Annotated in this window: 2 protein-coding genes; one reads left to right on the forward strand and one right to left on the reverse strand. The window is 69.6% G+C overall.

All coding sequences use genetic code 11. The features are described from left to right. Positions 1 to 501: 501 nt before the first annotated feature. Positions 502 to 1,437 (reverse strand): cyclase family protein, encoded by a 936-nt coding sequence (locus ABZS97_RS43750; RefSeq protein ID WP_356149603.1) that lies wholly within the window; start codon positions 1,435 to 1,437, stop codon positions 502 to 504. An 83-nt stretch (positions 1,438 to 1,520) separates the two neighbouring features. On the opposite strand from ABZS97_RS43750, the gene ABZS97_RS43755 reads away from it, so the two are divergent. Further along, entirely contained in the window at positions 1,521 to 2,447 is a 927-nt protein-coding gene (locus tag ABZS97_RS43755) for an SDR family oxidoreductase (protein ID WP_356149606.1), read from the forward strand. The last annotated feature ends 149 nt before the right edge of the window (positions 2,448 to 2,596 follow it).

Consider the following 2,596-nt stretch of genomic DNA (forward strand, 5'->3'; position numbering starts at 1 on the left):
AGTACGTCCAGTACGAGGGCCTTCGTCCGGCACGCCGAGGGCACGCACCGAACACCGCGGGCACCGCACAGGACTTTCAAAACACCCCCTAGTTCCGGCCGGGTGCGTCGCGGGTCGGTGCGAGCTCGGCGCGAGGCGGGCTCGGGTGTTGGTGCGCCGTTTTGTGCATGTATGCAGGAACTCCGCATGCGTGGCCTTCGGTACGGCTGAATGCGCCGGGGTGTGCTTCCATACGCGCCTCCACAAAACGTACATAAGTGGCAAATCTTCGAAGCGGTGTTGACGTGGCGTGTCCGTTTGATCACGCTTGTGTTCAGCGATTCGCCGCGAGGGGACGGCGAGGGTTTCGGTGACGGAGGCCCTCGGCGAGTGTGGGTCGCGATTCGGCGTCGGCTCCTGAGGGCCAGTGAGGAGCAGGGCGGGTACGCCGGAGCCGGATGGCGGCGCGCGGTGCCGTGCTCGGGGCGAGCAATCGGCGCGCCGCCACCCGTCCTTCTCCGCCTAGAGGATGGCCACCGGCGCCACCGGGGTCCCTGTGGCGCCGACGAAGGGCTCGGGCATCGCCGACAGCAGAAACGTGTAGCGGCCTTCTTCTCCACAGGCTGTGGACAACTCTTCGAGATTCCAGTTCTGGCCCTGCAGCATCCCCATCTCGACCAGGTCGAGCGCATGCACCGGCAGCCACAGGTCCTCGATCTCCGGCGGGAAGATTTCGAAGGTGAGCGTGTCGTTCGCGACCGCAGCGACGTCGCGGGCGTGGAACCACTCAGGCGTACGGATCGACAGGCCCGGTGAGGGATAGCCGTACCCCTGCTTGTCGCCCGCCAGATACACCTGGATCTGCCCGGTCCGTACGAGGACGATGTCGCCGGACCGCACGCGCGTGCCCGCCAACTCCTGGGCCGCGTCCAGGTCTTCGGGTGTCACGGCGTGGGCGCCGTCGAGCCGGTGCGCGCCGCGGGCGCGGGCCACGTCCAGCAGGACGCCGCGCGAGACGATGTGGCGCGGCTTGTCCATGCCACTGAACTCGGCGCCGCCGTGCGGGGTGATCGTGGTGGCCGGGCGGCCGTTGTAGATCTTCCCCGAGTGCGAGACGTGGGTGAGCGCGTCCCAGTGGGTGGCCGCCTGCAGCCCCATGGTCACCAGGTCGTCGCTGCACGCCACGGTGCCCGGGCCGAAGAGTTCCTGGTTGATCTGCACCATGGAGTGCAGCGGGTTCACCCGGCCCGGGATCATCCCCGTCTGCACCCCGTCCTGCTGGAGGGGGAGTGCCAGCGGGATGCGGCGCCCGGTGCGCACCGTGCGGGCCGCCTCCCGTACGACGTCGTCCGTGATCAGGTTCAGGGTTCCGATCTCGTCGTCGGCGCCCCAACGGCCCCAGTTGTTCACGCGCTTGGCGATGTCATGGAACTCCGGTCGCAGCGTCGGCACTGACATGAGTACTCCCCGGGGCTTGTCTCCAGGTATCTGACGGGTCATAAAATCTAACGGTCCGTCAGAAACCGCGGGAAGGGGCCGGCGTGGGGAACTTCTTGGCAGGCAAGGTCGTCGCCGTGACGGGGGCCGGGCGTGGGATCGGCCGGGCGGTCGCCCTGGCCGCGGCGGCCGAGGGCGCGCGCGTCGTCGTCAACGACTACGGCGTGTCCATCGACGGCGCCGCGCCCACCAGTTCGGTCGCCGACGGGGTGGTGAAGGAGATCCTCGCGGCCGGCGGCGAGGCCGTCGCCGTCGCCGACGACATCTCCACCATGGCCGGCGGGCAGCGGGTCGTCGACGTGGCGACCAAGACGTACGGGCGGATCGACGGAGTCGTGTGCGTCGCCGGGATCCTGCGCGAGCGGATGCTGTTCAACATGTCCGAGGAGGAGTGGGACCCCGTGATCGCCACGCACCTGAAGGGCACGTTCACCGTGTTCCGGGCGGCGTCGGCGGTGATGCGGAAGCAGGGGTCCGGCACGTTGATCGGGTTCACCAGCGGCAACCATCAGGGGTCCGTGTCGCAGGCCAACTACAGCGCGGCGAAGGGCGGGATCATCTCGCTCGTGCGCAGCGCCGCGCTGGGGCTGCACAAGTACGGGGTCACCGCCAACGCCGTCGCCCCCGTGGCGCGTACGCGGATGTCGGCGAACGTTCCCATGGAGCTGAAGGAGATCGGCGAGCCGGAGGACGTGGCCGCGCTGGTCGTGTACTTGCTGTCCGATCGTGCGCGGTCGGAGGGGGCGGGCATCACCGGACAGGTGTACACCGTTGCCGGGCCGAAGATCGCGGTGTGGGCGCAGCCGCGGGAGGTGCGGGCTGCGTACGCGCCGTCGTCCGGTTGGACACCGGAGCGGATCGCGGACTTCCTGCCGGGGACGGTGGGGGTGGATCCGATGCCGTTGCTTGAGCAGGTGGAGGCTATGGGGCGGGCTGCGGCGGAGAGGCGGGCTGGGGGTGGCGGAACGTGATCTGGCGGGGGCGCCTGTCGCAGGGGGGGTCGGTGGGTGGGTCGGGTCCGTGCCGGTACGTCTTGCCCGTCGCCGCGTGGGCGTACTGCCCGGGGTCGAGGCGAAGTCCCTCTCGACGGCGTCACGGAAGCGGAGGTAGGTGGAGTCGG

This window comes from Streptomyces sp. NPDC005485, from assembly GCF_040606085.1.
GTDB lineage: Bacteria > Actinomycetota > Actinomycetes > Streptomycetales > Streptomycetaceae > Streptomyces.